16 protein-coding genes are annotated in these 15,239 nt (G+C 59.3%); 3 read left to right on the top strand and 13 right to left on the bottom strand.

From position 1 onward, the window contains the following. Positions 1–113: 113 nt before the first annotated feature. The 5 genes from ACK9YZ_RS28530 to hppD form a co-directional block, all read right to left on the bottom strand. On the bottom strand, positions 114–860 hold the full coding sequence (locus tag ACK9YZ_RS28530; protein ID WP_416066956.1) for a histidine phosphatase family protein: 747 nt from the start codon (positions 858–860) through the stop codon (positions 114–116). Between the two features lie 117 nt (positions 861–977). After that, a complete protein-coding gene (gene maiA, locus ACK9YZ_RS28535) occupies positions 978–1,610 on the bottom strand; it encodes a maleylacetoacetate isomerase (RefSeq protein ID WP_416066957.1) in 633 nt (210 codons plus the stop codon). Next, positions 1,607–2,632 carry a fumarylacetoacetate hydrolase family protein gene (locus ACK9YZ_RS28540; protein WP_416066958.1) on the bottom strand — a complete coding sequence of 342 codons (1,026 nt, stop codon included), beginning with the start codon at positions 2,630–2,632 and terminating at the stop codon, positions 1,607–1,609. The genes maiA and ACK9YZ_RS28540 overlap by 4 nt, the downstream gene beginning before the upstream one ends. A 49-nt stretch (positions 2,633–2,681) precedes the next feature. Beyond that, complete coding sequence (gene hmgA, locus ACK9YZ_RS28545; RefSeq protein ID WP_416066959.1) at positions 2,682–4,043, bottom strand: homogentisate 1,2-dioxygenase; 1,362 nt, start codon at positions 4,041–4,043, stop codon at positions 2,682–2,684. 70 nt (positions 4,044–4,113) lie between these two features. Next, positions 4,114–5,223, bottom strand: a complete 1,110-nt coding sequence (hppD, locus tag ACK9YZ_RS28550) for a 4-hydroxyphenylpyruvate dioxygenase (RefSeq protein WP_416066960.1) — start codon at positions 5,221–5,223, stop codon at positions 4,114–4,116. A 129-nt stretch (positions 5,224–5,352) separates the two neighbouring features. Between hppD and ACK9YZ_RS28555 the strand changes: the two genes are divergently transcribed. Continuing rightward, positions 5,353–5,853, top strand: coding sequence for an Lrp/AsnC family transcriptional regulator (locus tag ACK9YZ_RS28555; protein WP_183733751.1), 501 nt, complete (start codon positions 5,353–5,355; stop codon positions 5,851–5,853). Positions 5,854–5,866: 13 nt separating this feature from the next. Here the strand turns inward: ACK9YZ_RS28555 and ACK9YZ_RS28560 are convergent, their stop codons facing one another. Further along, on the bottom strand, positions 5,867–6,328 hold the full coding sequence (locus ACK9YZ_RS28560; protein ID WP_220332720.1) for an Lrp/AsnC family transcriptional regulator: 462 nt from the start codon (positions 6,326–6,328) through the stop codon (positions 5,867–5,869). Between the two features lie 123 nt (positions 6,329–6,451). On the opposite strand from ACK9YZ_RS28560, the gene ACK9YZ_RS28565 reads away from it, so the two are divergent. Together ACK9YZ_RS28565 and ACK9YZ_RS28570 are read left to right on the top strand one after the other, a co-directional pair. Then, a complete protein-coding gene (locus tag ACK9YZ_RS28565; RefSeq protein WP_416066961.1) occupies positions 6,452–7,243 on the top strand; it encodes a phenylalanine 4-monooxygenase in 792 nt (263 codons plus the stop codon). 210 nt (positions 7,244–7,453) lie between these two features. Next, entirely contained in the window at positions 7,454–8,467 is a 1,014-nt protein-coding gene (locus ACK9YZ_RS28570) for a CorA family divalent cation transporter (protein WP_416066962.1), read from the top strand. 51 nt (positions 8,468–8,518) lie between these two features. On the opposite strand, the gene ACK9YZ_RS28575 is transcribed toward ACK9YZ_RS28570, so the two are convergent. From ACK9YZ_RS28575 to ACK9YZ_RS28605, 7 genes are all read right to left on the bottom strand, one after another. After that, a complete protein-coding gene (locus ACK9YZ_RS28575) occupies positions 8,519–9,364 on the bottom strand; it encodes a metal ABC transporter permease (RefSeq protein WP_416066963.1) in 846 nt (281 codons plus the stop codon). Beyond that, a complete protein-coding gene (locus ACK9YZ_RS28580; RefSeq protein ID WP_416066964.1) occupies positions 9,361–10,221 on the bottom strand; it encodes a metal ABC transporter permease in 861 nt (286 codons plus the stop codon). The genes ACK9YZ_RS28575 and ACK9YZ_RS28580 overlap by 4 nt, the downstream gene beginning before the upstream one ends. Then, the gene (locus ACK9YZ_RS28585; protein ID WP_416066965.1) at positions 10,218–11,123 is read right to left on the bottom strand and encodes a manganese/iron ABC transporter ATP-binding protein; all 906 of its coding nucleotides are present in this window, start codon (positions 11,121–11,123) and stop codon (positions 10,218–10,220) included. Before ACK9YZ_RS28585 ends, ACK9YZ_RS28580 begins: the two co-directional genes overlap by 4 nt. Then, positions 11,120–12,028, bottom strand: a complete 909-nt coding sequence (locus tag ACK9YZ_RS28590; RefSeq protein WP_416066966.1) for a metal ABC transporter substrate-binding protein — start codon at positions 12,026–12,028, stop codon at positions 11,120–11,122. Before ACK9YZ_RS28590 ends, ACK9YZ_RS28585 begins: the two co-directional genes overlap by 4 nt. A gap of 282 nt (positions 12,029–12,310) precedes the next feature. Next, positions 12,311–13,018 carry a GntR family transcriptional regulator gene (locus tag ACK9YZ_RS28595; RefSeq protein ID WP_416066967.1) on the bottom strand — a complete coding sequence of 236 codons (708 nt, stop codon included), beginning with the start codon at positions 13,016–13,018 and terminating at the stop codon, positions 12,311–12,313. 35 nt (positions 13,019–13,053) lie between these two features. Next, the gene (locus tag ACK9YZ_RS28600) at positions 13,054–14,484 is read right to left on the bottom strand and encodes an MATE family efflux transporter (protein WP_416066968.1); all 1,431 of its coding nucleotides are present in this window, start codon (positions 14,482–14,484) and stop codon (positions 13,054–13,056) included. A gap of 11 nt (positions 14,485–14,495) precedes the next feature. Then, positions 14,496–15,131, bottom strand: a complete 636-nt coding sequence (locus ACK9YZ_RS28605) for a cysteine hydrolase family protein (protein WP_416066969.1) — start codon at positions 15,129–15,131, stop codon at positions 14,496–14,498. Between the last annotated feature and the right edge of the window lie 108 nt (positions 15,132–15,239).

The raw sequence follows: 15,239 nt of genomic DNA on the forward strand, positions 1-15,239 counted from the left end.
CCGCGAAAAGTATGCGGCGCGATCCCAGTGTTCCGCTTTCAGGCCGTTCTAGCCTTGAGCCGCCACCATCGCAACATACAGCCGCCCAGCTTCTATACTCGCGCAGCGAGGCATTAGTCGCGGGTCTTCGGCGCGATCGTCAGTTCCGAACCATGGGCGCCACGCATTTCTGTCGCCTCGGTCGGTTCGCGGTCGTCAGCCGTGTGCAGAAGCATCGAGCGATAGCCTTGCGCATGCGAGCCCTCGATCAGCGTCACATCGGCGTTGCCCGGATTGTCGGAGCGCTCGAACCATTCGACGCTCTGATGGAGGAAATTCATCTCGAAAGCACGGTTGGTGACGCCGTGACCGACGATGATCGCGGTGTCGTTACCGCTGCCGATGTCATGCATGACGGTCTGTAGAAACAGCCGCACCCGCTGGGCAACATCCGCCCGGCTCTCGCCGTCCGGCGGGCGGGCATAGAACTTGCCGCTGTTGTTGCGAAGCCTGGCCCATTTCTCGAATTCTTCCGGAAATTTGCGCCGCTGCTCGGCCCGGTCGTAGATCTCGGTAAACAGGCCGAAATCCTGCTCCCTCAACAGATAATCCTCATGAACATCGCCGATGGCATCCGAAGGCGAGGCCTCGATGATTGCGTCCTTGGTCTGGCGCGTCCGCAGATATGGCGAATGCCAAATGGTCGCCTTCGGCGCGGCGCGAGGCAGCGCTGCCAGATAGGAAGCGATGCTACGCCCCGCCGCCAGCGCCTGCTGGTAGCCCCATTCCGTCAGCGGAACATTGTGATCGCCGAACTGCCGGTAGGCGCTCTCGCTGATGTTGCCGAGAGATTCGCCGTGTCGAACCAGAAAGATGCGCATGTCTGACCGTGTATGCTGAGGGTGAGGGCATCATGAAGGGCGCGAGAGCGGTGTGCAATGGCAGAGGCGGGCTGGATCCACATGGGCAGCTCGGTTCTCGTCACGGTTCGGGCTCGGTTACGGCCTCACACGGTCGGGATGTGCCGCCTGGAAGGCGGGCAGCTTGGCGCATTTGGCGTCGATATCGACGATGCGCTTGAAATCGGTCATATCAACGCCCCAGCGGCGGGCATTGTAGACTTGTGGAACAAGGCAGAGATCCGCCATCGTTGGCGTATCCCCAAGGCTGAACTCTCCATCGAATTTGCCGATCATGGCTTCCAGCTTGCCAAGTCCGTCCGTGATGAAATGTTTCATCCATTCTTCCCGGGCGTCGGCCTTGTCAGTCATGGTCATGAGATGCGCCACGACGTGCATGTTGCATATCGGATGGATGTCCATGGCGACGGCATATGCGAGGGCACGCACGTTCTGGCGATCGGCAATATCCAACGGCAGCAATCCGCATTCCGGCCGAACCTCGGCGAGGTACTCTATGATTGCCAGCGATTGCGTCAGCGTTCTTCCATCGATCACCAACGTCGGCACGAGGCCCTGCGAGTTGAGCGCAAGATATTCCGGCATCTTGTGCGCTCCTTGCAGCAAGTTGATCGACACTATCTTATAGTCGATCGCAAGGAGGTTGAGCGCGATACGGACGCGATAACTCGCGGACGATCTCCAGTAGTCATAGAGAACGACCTCGTTCATCGCGGCCCGGTCCCCCTGTATTCTTCGACCGTCTGCTCGATCGCCCCAAAGATCGAATGGCCGGCATGATCCTTCATCTCGATGCGAACCTGATCCCCAAACCGCATGAACGGCGTTTTCGGCGACCCGGTCTCGATGGCCTCGATCATCCGCAGTTCGGCAATGCAAGAGTAGCCGTTTCCTCCGTCTTCCACCGGCCTGCCCGGGCCGCCGTTCAGCTTGTTGGAAACCGTTCCCGAGCCGACGATCGTTCCGGCCACGAGATTGCGCGTTTTGGCGGCATGGGCGATCAGCTGGCCAAAATCAAATGTCATGTCGACGCCGGCATTCGCCTTGCCGAATACCCTGCCGTTCAAGCTCACGAGCAAAGGAAGATGCAGCTTGCCGCCGTCCCACGCCTTTCCGAGTTCGTCCGGCGTCACCGCGATCGGGGAAAATGATGATGCCGGTTTGGATTGGAAGAAACCGAATCCCTTTGCCAGTTCATCCGGTATGAGACCGCGCAGCGACACATCGTTGACGAGCATCACCAACCGGATGGCGTCGCGCGCAGCCTCCGGACTGGAACCCATCGCAACGTCGCCGGTGACGACGGCAACCTCGCCCTCCAGGTCGATCCCGTAAGCCTCGTCAGCTACCAGGATCGGGTCACGCGGCGCGAGGAAGCCGTCCGAACCACCTTGATACATCAGCGGGTCGCACCAGAAGCTCGCCGGCATCTCGGCGCCCCGCGCCCTGCGCACCAGTTCGACATGGTTGACGTAGGCCGAACCGTCGGCCCATTGGTAGGCCCGCGGCAAAGGCGATGTGGCGTCATGTTCGTGAAACCTGATCGCCGGCTGGGCTCCGGTCTCGATGCCTTCGGCAATCAGTTCAAGTCTCGGAGCCAGGTGTTCCCAGTCATCGAGTGCTGCCTGCAAGGTCCGGGCAATGTGACCGACTTCACAACAACGGGTAAGATCACGGGAAACGATGACGAGCCGGCCGTCTCTCGTGGAGTCTTTTAACGTCGCGAGCTTCATATTCCATTCCCGTGCCAGAGGATGCTTGGCCGATCATCACTTGATGCCATCATTTGATGCCTGGGGTTCCGTCGAACTTGCGCTCCAGGCCGTCCCAGCACTCCAGGTAATCGTCCTGCAGCGTTTCAAGCTCGGCTGCGTATTTCGTCAATTGCTGTGGGTACCGGGTCTCGAACATGAAGGCCATGGTATGATCCAGCTTCACAGGCTTGAGCTCGGAATTGGATGCCTTTTCGAAGGCGAGCGCATCCGGCCCGTGGGGAAGCATCATATTGTGCAGGCTCATGCCGCCCGGCACGAAGCCCCCCTCCTTGGCGTCGTACTGGCCATGGATCAAGCCCATGAACTCGCTCATGATGTTGCGGTGGTACCACGGCGGACGGAAAGTATGCTCGGCCACCAGCCAGCGCGGCGGAAAGATCACGAAATCGACATTCGCCGTGCCTGCATCTTCAGTTGGGGCGGTCAGCACCGAAAAAATCGACGGATCGGGATGATCGAAGCGGATCGCGCCGACCGGCGCAAACGTCCGCAAGTCGTATTTGAAGGGGGCGTAATTTCCGTGCCAGGCCACTACATCGAGGGGCGAGTGGCCGATATCAGTCACATAGAACTTTCCGCACCACTTCACATGGACGCGGCAAGGCTTTTCCTTGTCCTCGAAAGCAGCGACAGGCGTCTTGAAGTCCCGCGGATTTGCCAGGCAGTTCGCACCGATGGGTCCGCGATCCGGCAGCGTGAATTTTGCGCCGTAGTTCTCGCAGATATATCCGCGCCAGACCGGCTGTTTGCCGCTGCGCAGCACCTTGAACATCATGCCGCGGGGTATGAGGCATATTTCCAGGGGTTCTACATCCATGATGCCCATTTCGGTGAACACCCTGATGGCGCCGAGCTGCGGCACGATCAGCAGTTCACCGTCGGCGTTGAAGAAATAATCGTCGATCATGTCCTCATTGAAGACGTAAGCATGTGCCGACATGCCCACCTGGGTCGTGACATCGCCTGCGGTCGTCATTGTCCGCACGCCCTGAAGAAACGTCAGCTTCTCGATGGGTGCGGGGACGGGATCCCAGCGAAGCTGGCCCAGGGGAAGCGAATGCTCGTCCAGGCAAGGCGCGGTCTTCCAGTCCGGATAGGAGGCGTTCGAGAAGCGGCTCGTGTGACGCACGCCCGGGCGAATGCGATAAAGCCAGGACCTTTCGTTCGTCCCGCGCGGCGCAGTGAACGGCGAGCCCGAAAGCTGCTCGGCATAAAGACCGTAGTTGCATTTCTGGGGGCTGTTCTGGCCTTGGGGCAAGGCGCCGGGAAGCGACTCCGTTTCGAAATCGTTGCCGAACCCCGGCATATATTTCAGCTTGTTTGCCGTCGCTGCTTCACTGTCTGACATCTGGATCGATGCTTGGTCCATGCTCAACTCCTCCCCGAAAACCCTCCGACGCTCGCGCGTCTTTTCAGACGCGCGAGGTGACCCTACGAGTTTACTCCGCCGCAGTACCGATGACACCACGTTTGATCTGATCGGCCTCGATCGACTCGAAAAGGGCGCGGAAATTGCCCTCCCCGAAACCTTCGTCGCCCTTGCGCTGGATGAACTCGAAGAAGATGGGTCCGATGACGGTCTTGGAGAAGATCTGGAGCAGGATTTTCGTCATCCCGCCATTCACCACACCTTCGCCGTCAATGAGGATGCCGTGCTTCTTCATGCGGTCGACAGGTTCGCTATGACCGTTCACGCGTTCATAGGACATGTCGTAATAGGTTTCCGGCGGACCCGGCATGAAGCGCAGGCCATTGTGTGAAAGCTTGTCAGTGGCCTCGTAGATATCTTCCGTTCCAACGGCGATGTGCTGGATGCCCTCGCCCCGGTATTTCTTCAGGTATTCCTCGATCTGGCTCGTGTCGTCCTTCGATTCATTGAGCGGAATGCGGATCTTGCCGCAGGGCGACGTGATGGCCCGGCTCACCAGCCCGGTGATGCGCCCATCGATATCGAAGAAGTGGATCTGCTTGAAATTGAACAGGTTGCGGTAAAAATCCCACCACTTGTCCATGTTGCCACGGAAGACATTGTGGGTGAGATGGTCGAGATAGTAGAAACCGATCCCCTGGGGATACGGGTTGCGCTCGCCAAGCCAATCGAACTCGGCATCGTATGCCGATCCCTTTGCCCCATAGTTCTCGACGAAATAGAGCAGCGAGCCGCCAATGCCGACGATCGCCGGGACGTCGAGCGCCTTGTCATCGCCTTCATAGGGGACAGCGCCTTTCGACACCGCGTGATCGAAAGCGTCTCTGGCGTCGACAACGCGCCACGCCATCGACGGAGCACAGGGACCATGCTCTGCGACGAAACGAGCGGCATGGCTGCCGACTTCGGCGTTCAGGACATAGTTGATATCGCCCTGACGCCAGACCGTGATGTCTTTCGTCTTGTGCTTTGCGACGGCAACATAACCCATGCGTGTGAAGAGCTCGCGCAGCTTCTCAGGCTCAGGATGAGCGAATTCGACGAATTCGAAGCCATCGGTGCCGGCCGGATTGTCGGCGGTGATTTCCGACGGCGGAGCATCATGCGGGAAAGGACCCATTTTCTCCTCCTGAAGAACTGGACTTTGACTGTGCAAAGTGTGACCCAAAACGCATGCAAGGTTCTTGCATTCTTCACACAGGAGGAAGACATTATGCACGGTTCGTGAGTTTTTTGGAGATTTTGCGCAATGGATGAACAGCTCGATAAATTGGATTTGCGCCTGCTCCAGGAACTTCAAAAAGACGGCCGACTGACGAACAACGAACTGGGGGAGCGGATCGCGCTTTCACCCTCGCAATGCTCGCGTCGGCGGACGAGACTGGAATCCGAGGGATATATTCGCAGCTACCGGGCCTATCTGGATCAACAGAAGCTGGGCCTGGATATGCTGGTGGTCATCTCTGTGACGCTTGCGACCCACAACAGAGACAATGCCCGCAGATTTTCGCAGTTGATCAACGGTTTGCCGGAAGTTCTCGAAGCCTATGCATTGACCGGTGAAATGGATTATCACCTGAAAGTCGCGACCCGCGGGCTCGCCGACCTCTCAAAATTCGTCAACGACGTTCTATTGCCCCACGAGTCGGTGCAGCACGTGAAGACGTCGATCGTGCTCGATACACTGAAGACATTCGAAGGCTTTCCGATACACATGCCGGGTAGCTGGCATGGCGACAGCACGCGGTGATCGGGCATGAGGTTCAGAGCGGCAGTTCGGTCGAGAATTTGAGCTCGCGCAACACAAAGCTCGATACGACTGTACGCACATGCGGGTTGCGCATGAGGTAGCGGGTCATGAAGGCTTCGTAGCTTTCCACGTCCCTCGCCCTTATCTTCAGCATGTAGTCGAAGGCACCTGACAGGGCGTAGCACTCCATGATCTCCGGCCGCTCCAGCACCACTGAAGCGAAGGATGCCACCGCCTCTTCGTGATGATCCTCCAGCGTCACATGCGCTATGACGCAAAGCTTGAGATCGAGTTTTCCGGGATCGAGCAGCGTCACGCGCTTTCGGATGACGCCGTCGGCCTCCAATTCCTGTATCTTCCGCCAGGCCGAACTCTGCGACATGCCGGCCTTTTCCGCCAGGTCTGCCAGCGAAAGGCTGCCGTCGGCCTGGATGAGTTGCAGAAGCGTGCGGCGAAAATTCCCAGGTTCTTTCATTTTCTGCATCATATCAGGGAATATTTCCCACCATTATGGCAATTGCCGCCGGGAAAGAAAAGAAAATCCTCCAAACCCGGATCATAATGGCAGGAATAGCACCGGCCTGGGAGGATCAAGCCTGTGACCAAGGAAAGCACCTACACCGCCAAACTACCCGGCCCGGATGGTTTGTATTCCTACATGCCCGAAGAAGATGCGATATGGGGTGAGCTCTACCGGCGTCAGATGAAGCTGCTGACCGATACGGCCTGCCGCGAATATCTTGACGGCGTCAAAATGCTGGGGCTGAACCCGGACAAGGTGCCTCAGCTTCGCGATGTGAACCGACGCCTGAACGAGACCACCGGCTTCGGCGTCGAAGGCGTGCCGGCGCTCATTCCGCCCTCGCGCTTTTATGAACTCCTGTCGCAGGGCAAATTCCCGCTCGCAACGTTCCTCCGTCGTCGCGAGCATATCGACTATATCGAGGAACCGGACCTGTTCCACGAAGTTTTCGGCCACTGCCCCATGCTGACCAACCAGAGCTACGCCAATTTCGTTCGGCATTTCGGCGAAACTGCCGTCCGCCTCGGCAAGGGCTATTCATGGCATCTGTTCCGGATCTTCTGGTTCACGGTCGAATTCGGCCTGATCAATACGGCGCAAGGCCGCCGCTTCTTCGGCGCGGGCATCGTCTCATCGCCAAGCGAAGCGAAGGCGGCAACGGAAGGCAAGGCGTGCGAATTTCGACCGTTCGATCTGCTGAGCGTGCTGAGGACGCCCTACCGGATCGATATTCTCCAGCCGATCTATTATGTCATCGATAGTTTCGCCGATCTTGAAGCGATCGTGGAGCAGGATATCGAGGGCACGATCCTCAAGGCGAAATCGCTGGGTGATTTTACTCCCACGTTCGAGGCCAAGGCTTCGTGAATTGCTGACATACGGCGGTGACGAGCATCGAGCGCCTAAAAGGATCGCCCCGATCCGACCATTGCAAGATTTTAAGATGCCTGCAGTTTTGCCCCTACGGCACCATTGTATTCGATTGTCTTGCCGCCCGGCGGCGACTCGCTAAGCTATTGATGTGTGCTTACGAGACGTGGACTTTGGCGGTGGGGGTTTCTCATGCACGAGCAGGTCATGAGCGTTGCAAATTACGGCGCCGAGCCGGGTTTGCGTTTCGCCGTACTCCTTGACGGACGCGGCGGCTGTCGCACCCTCGATATGGAAGCGGTGCGTCGGTGGGCGCCGGATGACGGCGTCGTCTGGCTGCATTTCGAGCGCGATCACCCGGCCGCCGCAGAATGGGTGACAACGAGAGGTGGTTTCGATCCGCTGGTCGCCGACGCCTTGCTGCAGGAGGAGTCGCGCCCACGGGTCGAAAGCATCGATGACGGGCTGCTGATCATCCTTCGCAGCGTCTGCGCCGGGCCGCCGGAAGAAGAAAAAGCCGGGCCGGCCGAAATCGATCTCGTTCCCCTCCATATATGGGCGGACGAGCACAGGCTGGTGACCCTTCGCGACAGCGGCCATTATATAACCGCCTTGCGCGATATCCGCCTTGCCCTGGACAAATGCAAAGGCCCCAGACAGACGGGAGAACTGCTCGCTCTCGTCAGCGAAAAGCTGGTTCGCGACCTCGAGCCAGTGCTCGACACGATGGACGAAGAGGTCGACGAATTGGACGAGCTGATCTTTCACGGCGAAGCCAGCGAGGTGCGCGAGCGGTTGAAACAGCTTCGCCGCCGCTCCGTGCAGCTTCGGCGCTATCTCGCACCTCAGCGCGATGCCTTGAACCGTATCGAACATGACGACGCTCTCTGGCTGAAGGAGCGTGACAAGCTGCGTTTCCGCGAGGTCATCGATAAGCTGATGCGCTTCATCGAATATCTCGACGCCATCCGCGACCGCACCGGCATTCTTCATGACGACCTGTCCACTGTCATCAGCGAACGCATTGCCCGCAATTCCAACCGGCTTGCGGCGCTCGCCGCCCTCCTGCTGCCGCCGAGCGTAGTGGCCGGTCTTTTCGGGATGAATGTCGGCGGAATCCCTGGCGTCAACGATACCTGGGCTTTCATCATCATCGTTGCCTTCGTCGCGGTCACGTCGGTCGCAACGCTGATGATCCTCAAGCGGATCAACTGGCTTTGAGTGACAGAACGCAACGCCCGCTCCTGTCTGTCAGATCTGCGGGAACGAGCCTCAGGCCGACTGTGACGTCTCGACCCGCGCTGCCTTGCGCGTGGCGTGAATGAACGCCAGCACAAAGACGATCGAGAGCAGAAGTACGATGGTGGGTGCCGGTGCGCTGTCGATGAAGAACGACAGATAGACGCCGAGGAAGGAACCGACCGCTGCGATGACAACGGAGAGAACCAGCATCGTTCTGAACCGCCGCGTCAGCAGAAAGGCGATGGCTCCGGGCGCGATCAGCATGGCGATGGCCAGGATGATGCCGACGGCCTGCAGCGCCCCGACAATGGTCAGCGAGATCAGGGAAAGCAGACCATAGTGCAGTAGGTTGACGCGCAGGCCCACGGCTCTCGCCTGGGCCGGATCGAAGGCATGGAGCAAAAAGTCCTTCCACTTGATGCCGATAATGCCGGCAGTGATCGCGGCGACGACGGCTGACCCGCCGATGTCGCGCCAGGAGACGCCGAGCATGTCGCCGAACAGAATATGGTCGAGATGCACGTCCGACTGGATTTTGACATAGAGGACGAGGCCGAGGCCGAACATGCCGGAGAACACGATGCCCATCAGCGTGTCTTGCTTGATTCGACTGTTTTCCTTTAGGAAGCCGGTGGCGACGGCGCAGAACATGCCGGCGACGAAGGCGCCGATCCCATAGGGAAAGCCAACGATGTAGGCGATGACGACGCCGGGGAAGACGGCGTGGCTGATCGCGTCGCCCATCAGCGACCAGCCCTTGAGGACGAGGAAGCATGAGAGCAACGCCATCGGGATTGCGACCAGCACGGAGATAATAAGCGCGTTGACCATGAAGTCGAACTGGAAGGGCGACAGAAGCGTCTCGATGAAGCTCATAGTCCAGCCTCCAGCGCTTGTGCCGCGCGACGACGAGCGGCCAGCATTCCGTGTTTGGGTGCGAAGAGGAAAGCGATCAGGAAGATCAGTGTCTGCAGGCAAACGATGATGCCGCCGGTCGCGCCGTCGAGGAAATAGCTCGCATAGGCACCGGCGAAGCTGGTGATTGAACCAATTGCGACAGAGATGGCCAGCAACCGCGGAAAACGGTCGGTCAGCAGGTAGGCCGTTGCGCCTGGTGTGACGACCATGCAGATGACGAGGAAAGCGCCCACAGTCTGGAGCGCAGCCACCGTCGAAGCCGACAGCAGTGTGAAGAACATGATCTTGAGGGCGGTCGGGTTGAGGCCGATCGAGCGCGCATGACTCTCGTCGAAGAAGGTGACCATCAGGTCTTTCCATTTGACGAGGAGGATCGCAAGTGAGACGAAGCCGATGATGGCGAGCTGGATCGTATCGCCGGGCGTAATCGCCAGGATGTTGCCCAGCACGATTGTCTGGATGTTCACCGAGGTCGGCGAGATCGAGACCATGAACAGGCCGAGCCCGAAGAATGCCGAGAAGATCAAACCGATGATGGCATCTTCTTTCAGCTTGGTGCGCTGGTTGAGGAAGAGCATCGCAGCGGCAGCCAGTGTACCCGAGAAGAATGCGCCGATGGCGAAGGGCAAGCCAAGCATATATGCGCCGGCCACGCCTGGCACGATCGAGTGGGAAAGCGCGTCGCCGATCAGCGACCAGCCCTTGAGCATGAGATAGCAGGACAGGAACGCGCAGACACCGCCGACAAGGGCGGAGACCCACATGGCGTTCAGCATGTAATCATAGGTAAAGGGTTCGAGGAGACCGGTCATCATTCCCGGTCTCCGTCACCCAGGTCCGGCTTTCGTATCGTCGCCTTGCCATCCTGAAGCACCAGCGGACGTTCATCATCGGTAAGGACGCCGATCGCGTGAGGCTTGCCGCCAGCGGCCTCGTTCAGCACGAAGTGACGCAGCACGCCGCCGAACGCCTGCTCGAGATTCGCTTGCGTAAAGGTCTCCATTGTCGGGCCATAGGCGAGCACCGTACCCTTAATCAGGATGGTCCGGTCGCAGAATTCCGGCACGCTGCCGAGATTGTGCGTCGAGACCAGCATCACTCGGCCCTCGTCGCGCAATTCCCGAAGCAGTTTGATGATCTGATCTTCGGTTTTGACGTCGACGCCGGTGAAGGGCTCGTCGAGCAGGATGACGCGGCCGTCCTGTGCGAGCGCCCTGGCGAGGAAGACGCGCTTCCTCTGCCCGCCCGAAAGCTCCCCGATCTGACGCTTGCGGAACTCGCTCATATTGACGCGCGCAAGCGCCTTCGAAACGGCGTCGTGGTCGGCCGCCTTCGGTAGGCGCATCATGCCCATGTGGCCGTAGCGGCCCATCATCACGACGTCTTCAACCAGGACCGGAAAATTCCAGTCGACCTCTTCGGCTTGCGGCACGTAGGCGACGAGGTTCCTGCGGAGCGCTTCAGCGACCGGCAGGCCGAGCACCCGGATCTCGCCCTTGGCGAGGTGGACGAAGCCCATGATCGCCTTGAACAGGGTCGACTTGCCGGAACCATTGACCCCGACAAGTGCTGCGATAGTGCCCGTCGGGATCTGGAAGCTCGCCTCCCGAAGAGCTGTATGGCCATTGCGGTAGGTAACGGTGGCGCCCCTCACCACGATGCCTGGCCCCGCATCCGAAGATGCGGGGCGGACGAGGTTGATGACTGGCCTCGTCACTGGATCAGCCCTTTCGCGATCGTGTCCGACGTGACACGGAGCAGATCGATATAGGTCGGAACCTTACCATCGGCTTCGGTCAGCGAGTCGACATAGAGCACGCCGCCGTATCTGGCGCCGGTCTCGCGTGCCACCTGCTCGGCAGGCGCGGACGAGATCGTACTTTCGGAGAAGACGACGGCGATCTTGTTCTTGCGCACCGCATCGATCACCTTGCGGACCTGCTGTGGCGTACCCTGCTGATCGGCGTTGATCGGCCACAGATAGAGTTCCTTCAGGCCGAAGTCGCGGGTGAGATAGGAAAAGGCCCCTTCGCTCGAGACCAGCCAGCGCTTGTTTTCCGGGACCTTGGCGAGTTCCGCCTTGATCGGGTCGATGACAGCCTTGATCTTTGTCTTGTAGGCCTCGGCATTGGCCTTGTAGGCATCAGCGTTATCAGGATCATACTTCACGAAGGCGTCGCGGATATTGTCGACGTAGATCAGAGCCGCCGTCGGCGACATCCAGGCATGCGGGTTTGGCTTGCCGGTGTAAGGGCCTTCGGTGATGCCTATCGGCTCTACGCCTTCGGATACGACAACTCCGGGAACACTCTTCAGGTTCTGGAAGAACTTCTCGAACCAGAGCTCGAGATTGAGACCATTCCAGAGGATCAGCTGCGCACCCTGCGCCCGCCGGATGTCGCCCGGTGTCGGCTGATAGTTGTGAATCTCCGCTCCCGGCTTGGTGATCGATTCAACGATCGCCGTGTCACCTGCGACGTTCCTGGCGATATCGGCGATGACCGTAAAGGTCGTGACCGCCTTGAATTTCTCCTGAGCGACAGTGGGCACAACCGCCAGAGCGGCCGCGAATGCCGCCCCCGTCATTCCGGTCAGCACCAACCGCATTACTCCATTGAGCATAATTCCTCCTTTTGCGAATAGGACTTAATTGCACCTCATCGTCGATCCGGCCCTGCATGCAATTCAGAATCAATTGCAATAAGGATTGATACCCGTAGGTTTCTTTTATTCTGCAATTGAGAATTAATTGCAACAAAGATTCGACAGAAAGGTCGAAAATGGTTGCGGTCAACTCGAACGATCTTGCCGCCGCGCGACCAGGCGAGACGCTTGCCAGCGGCCTTCTCGCGCTGGCATCTAAGGGAGAGAATAGTTTTTTGCGGCGTCGTTCCCGTTACCCGGTCAGTCGGTCTTCAGACCTGCGTACTCCTCGTAGGAATCCTCGACCGTCAAAATGTGTGCTCGCATCGTTGTCGCAGCTTGATCACGATTGCCCTGCAAGATCGCAACGAGTATCGCGTCATGTTCTGCGTAGGACTTAGCCAGCCTGCCGGATGTCAGGAACTGCGCGCGACGGAAGGGCGACAGCCGCCGGCGCGTCGCGAGCGTGATCTCGACCAGATAGGCATTGTGGCTGCCGGCATAGATCGCCGCATGAAACTTCTCGTTGAGCACATGATAGTGGCTCGGATCGTTTTCCTTGAGAATCTGGGCAAGGCCCTCGTGAATGGTCTCGAGGTTGCGCCGTTCCGAAAGGGTCATGCTGGTGGCGGCAAGGCTTGCGCACAGCGCTTCCAGCTCCGCCATGACCCGGAACATCTGCCGCAAATGTTCCGGCGACGGACGCGTGACGATCGCGCTCCGGTGCGGTCGCGTCTCGACGAGACCCATTGCCGCCAAATCCCGGATCGCTTCCCGCAACGGGGTCCGCGAAACGCCATAGCTCGCGGCAATCTCTGTTTCATCCAGCGGCATTCCCGGTGAAAGCTTGCCGTCGACGATGTCGTCGGCAAGCCGCGTGCGCACTTCCTCGGCACGTGTCAATTTCCGCCGCGATCCCGCCTCGCTGACGGAAGGAAGGTCTTTGGTACGGCTGGTTTTGTTCTTCATTATCCTGTCCAAGGCGGCCATCTCTTGCGGTATTCTTATGTCGCACTGGTGAGCTTGCGCAACATGCTTCGACCTCGGCGTGTATCGGACGGGTCGGCAACAGATGCAACTGCGATATGAGCAAGGCTCTTCCAGCGCAGCAGGAGCGCGCAGGCGACGCTGGTAATGCCGGCCAGAATGCCGAACCAGACGCCAACCACGTCCATGCCGACACCGAAGGATAGAAGGATGGCGATCGGCACGCCGAGCAGCCAGTAACCGCAGAGGCCAATGATCATCGGCACCCTTGTATCCTTCAGGCCGCGGAGCGCGCCATTGGCGGCCGACTGCAGGCCATCGAAGACCAGAAAGGCGGCAAGTATCATGATCAGCTTCTGTGCCATGGCCTGGATGGCCGCGAAATCGGCGGTCGCCGTGGAGAGGAACAGGCGGGTAATATCATCCGACGCCACGAGCAGGATCGTGCCGAACAGCGCCATCAGGCCGGCTGCGACGATCAGCGAGAGATTGCCGGCCAGCCGGGCGGTGGCGTCCCTGCCCGCACCCAGATGGTAGGCGACGCGAACAGTCGCCGCTTGGCCGATTGCAACGATCGGATTGAAGGCGATGCTGTTCAGCGTATAGGCGATCTGGTTGGCGACGATCGCGACCGTCCCGAAACGGCTGGTGATCAGCGTCAACACCAGCGTCATGCCGAGCTCCGCCGCATAGATCAGCGCGATCGGCCAGCCGATCGACCAGACATCTTTTGCCGCCTTCGCCGCGGTCGGAAAGGCGCTGCGGAACGTCGAGAGCGGCAGATGCCTCCGGGTAATCGCATAGGCTGTCAATCCGCCGGCGATCAGCCACCAGGCGATCATATAGGCAAGGCCTGCCCCAGCAATTCCCTTGCCGGGACTATCGAAAATACCGAAGGTGAGACCCGACAGAAGCGGCACGTAGCAAAGCGCTCCGAGGCCAACCGATGCCATGATCAGCCAGGATTTTCCCGACACCGAGCAATAGAGACGGATCGGCGCGATCCACAGAATGGCCGGCAACGCCCAGGCCGCCCTTTCGATGAACTGTTGCACATCCTCGAGAATTTCTGGAGCGACGCCGAACGGCGCCAGTACGGAGGGCAGATTGAGGAGGATCGCCACCGACAGGAGCGAAAAGGCGATGCCCACCAGCACCGCCCCGCCAAAGGCATAAGCTGCACCGTCTCTCTCCGTCGTTTCGGTTTCGCTTTTGCCCCTTGCTGCCGCCATCAGCGGATGCGCGCCGGCGATGACGCCCTGGGAAACGACGGTGAGCGCCTGGATGAAGATGGCGCAGAGACCGGCCGCCGCGAGCGCAGAGCCGCTTAGGCGGCCGAGCATGACGCTTGCCGCCAGGCTCATGACGAGCTGGCTTGCCTGGGTCACGGCCAGGGGAGCTGCGATGCCTGCAAGCGACCGCAGCTCATTCCATGTCATACGGCTCATGCTCGTCCCAATCAGGCCGCGGCGGCCTGATCGCTAAAGGCATCGATGACCTCCCGGGCGCTGCGCCGGGCACCGGCCTGCAGATATTCCATGGCGACCAGCGCCGCATCATGTGCCGCCTGTCCGGAACCAGAAACGCAATCCTCGATAACACGGCAGTAATAGTCGCCCTGATGCGCATCAACGAAGCTGTAGTGGATGCAGACATCGGTAAAGCCGCCGACGAAGAACAGCGTCTCGGCTTTGACCGCCTTCAGCAGGATTTCCATCTCAGTGCCGTAAAAGACAGAATAACGACGCTTGGTAATGCGCAGATCGTCCGGCTTCATCTCCATTTCCTCGATCGGGAAAGGCGTCCCCGGCGAGCTTTCGAGGCAATGGATGCTTTCCGAACCGTCGAGTTCACGTCCGAAATCGATCAGGCTGTCGCGATGGGCCTCTTGAACGAAGATGACGGGAATGCCGGCCTTGCGGGCCGCATCCACGACCGACTTCGCACGCCAGTTGCGCTCGATATGATCGCCCATGAATTCCAGGCGCGACGTCGTCGGACGCGGCATGAAGCCCGATTTCTGAATATCGACAACGATCAGGGCGGCACGCCCAACGATCATAGGCTTCGGCACGATCGGATTTTCAGACGTCATTTTCACTCGCTCGCTTTGAATAAACACCGACGCCACCCCTCTCCTTCGACCTACCGGAAGGCAACGGAAATGGCTCTCAACGCCGCGATTATACACGTCGATTTCTAG

Origin of the sequence: Rhizobium sp. ZK1 (assembly GCF_047782645.1) — a bacterium.
In the GTDB taxonomy this organism is placed as follows: Bacteria; Pseudomonadota; Alphaproteobacteria; order Rhizobiales; family Rhizobiaceae; genus Rhizobium.

Excerpts from the sequence above, each read along its gene's own strand:
- ACK9YZ_RS28530 (WP_416066956.1), bottom strand. The coding sequence starts at position 860 with ATGCGCATCTTTCTGGTTCGACACGGCGAATCTCTCGGCAACATCAGC.
- maiA (WP_416066957.1), bottom strand. The coding sequence starts at position 1,610 with ATGAACGAGGTCGTTCTCTATGACTACTGGAGATCGTCCGCGAGTTAT.
- ACK9YZ_RS28540 (WP_416066958.1), bottom strand. The coding sequence starts at position 2,632 with ATGAAGCTCGCGACGTTAAAAGACTCCACGAGAGACGGCCGGCTCGTC.
- hmgA (WP_416066959.1), bottom strand. The coding sequence starts at position 4,043 with ATGGACCAAGCATCGATCCAGATGTCAGACAGTGAAGCAGCGACGGCA.
- hppD (WP_416066960.1), bottom strand. The coding sequence starts at position 5,223 with ATGGGTCCTTTCCCGCATGATGCTCCGCCGTCGGAAATCACCGCCGAC.
- ACK9YZ_RS28555 (WP_183733751.1), top strand. The coding sequence starts at position 5,353 with ATGGATGAACAGCTCGATAAATTGGATTTGCGCCTGCTCCAGGAACTT.
- ACK9YZ_RS28560 (WP_220332720.1), bottom strand. The coding sequence starts at position 6,328 with ATGAAAGAACCTGGGAATTTTCGCCGCACGCTTCTGCAACTCATCCAG.
- ACK9YZ_RS28570 (WP_416066962.1), top strand. The coding sequence starts at position 7,454 with ATGAGCGTTGCAAATTACGGCGCCGAGCCGGGTTTGCGTTTCGCCGTA.
- ACK9YZ_RS28575 (WP_416066963.1), bottom strand. The coding sequence starts at position 9,364 with ATGAGCTTCATCGAGACGCTTCTGTCGCCCTTCCAGTTCGACTTCATG.
- ACK9YZ_RS28580 (WP_416066964.1), bottom strand. The coding sequence starts at position 10,221 with ATGATGACCGGTCTCCTCGAACCCTTTACCTATGATTACATGCTGAAC.
- ACK9YZ_RS28590 (WP_416066966.1), bottom strand. The coding sequence starts at position 12,028 with ATGCTCAATGGAGTAATGCGGTTGGTGCTGACCGGAATGACGGGGGCG.
- ACK9YZ_RS28595 (WP_416066967.1), bottom strand. The coding sequence starts at position 13,018 with ATGAAGAACAAAACCAGCCGTACCAAAGACCTTCCTTCCGTCAGCGAG.
- ACK9YZ_RS28600 (WP_416066968.1), bottom strand. The coding sequence starts at position 14,484 with ATGAGCCGTATGACATGGAATGAGCTGCGGTCGCTTGCAGGCATCGCA.
- ACK9YZ_RS28605 (WP_416066969.1), bottom strand. The coding sequence starts at position 15,131 with ATGACGTCTGAAAATCCGATCGTGCCGAAGCCTATGATCGTTGGGCGT.